Annotated in this window: 1 protein-coding gene; it reads right to left on the bottom strand. The window is 65.5% G+C overall.

From position 1 onward, the window contains the following. On the bottom strand, positions 1-1,160 hold a 1,160-nt coding region (locus tag C7I85_RS30180), incomplete at both ends, for a formate--tetrahydrofolate ligase (protein WP_106727669.1).

Raw genomic sequence — 1,160 nt, 5'->3', positions numbered from 1 at the left:
ACCGACTTGTCGGCGATCGCCTCCGAGCCGCGGTAGATGCGCTGCACGATGGTGTTGATCTTGTCGAACAGGCCCATCTCGTCGGCATAGAGCGGCGCAAACTGCGAGGCGCCGCTTTCGGCGAGGCTCACCACCTTGTGCGCCAGCTCCTCGATGCCGGCCGAGCCCTCGGCCCAGTGCCGGCACAGGATCGCCTCCTCGCCCATCGAAGCGACATAGTCCTTCACCGCCTGGATCTCGGCTTGGGTGTCGGAGTGGAAGTGGTTGATCGCCACCACCGCCGGCACGCCGAACTGCTTGACGTTTTCGATGTGGCGGCCAAGGTTGGCGCAGCCCTTCTTCACCGCCGCGACGTTTTCGGCGCCGAGGTCTTCCTTCTTGACGCCGCCGTTCATCTTCAGCGCCCTAACCGTGGCGACGATGACCGCCGCCGCCGGCTTCAAGCCCGCCTTGCGGCACTTGATGTCGAAGAACTTTTCCGCGCCGAGATCGGCGCCGAAGCCGGCCTCGGTGACGACGTAATCGGCGAGCTTCAGCGCCGTGGTGGTGGCCATCACCGAGTTGCAGCCATGCGCGATGTTGGCGAACGGGCCGCCATGCACGAAGGCCGGGTTGTTCTCGAGCGTCTGCACCAGGTTGGGCTGCATGGCGTCCTTCAACAGCACGGTCATGGCGCCATCGGCCTTGATGTCGCGGGCATAGACCGGGGTCTTGTCGCGGCGGTAGGCGACGATGATGTCGCCGAGGCGCTTTTCCAGATCCTTGAGGTCGGTGGCGAGGCAGAGGATCGCCATCACCTCGGAGGCCACGGTGATGTCGAAGCCGGCCTCGCGCGGATAGCCGTTGGCCACCCCGCCGAGCGAGCAGATGATGTCTCTGAGCGCGCGGTCGTTCATGTCCATGACGCGGCGCCAGGCGACGCGGCGGATGTCGATGCCCTGCTCGTTGCCCCAGTAGATGTGGTTGTCGATCAAGGCCGAGAGCAGATTGTGCGCGGTGGTGATGGCGTGGAAGTCGCCGGTGAAGTGGAGGTTCATGTCCTCCATCGGCACCACCTGGGCATAGCCGCCGCCGGCGGCACCGCCCTTGACGCCGAAGTTCGGCCCGAGCGAGGCCTCGCGGATGCAGATCACCGCCTTCTTGCCGATGCGGTTCAAGCC

The organism is Pseudaminobacter soli (ex Li et al. 2025) (assembly GCF_003012705.1).
In the GTDB taxonomy this organism is placed as follows: domain Bacteria; phylum Pseudomonadota; class Alphaproteobacteria; order Rhizobiales; family Rhizobiaceae; genus Pseudaminobacter; species Pseudaminobacter soli.
This window is presented reverse-complemented; position numbering and strand designations above follow the sequence as displayed.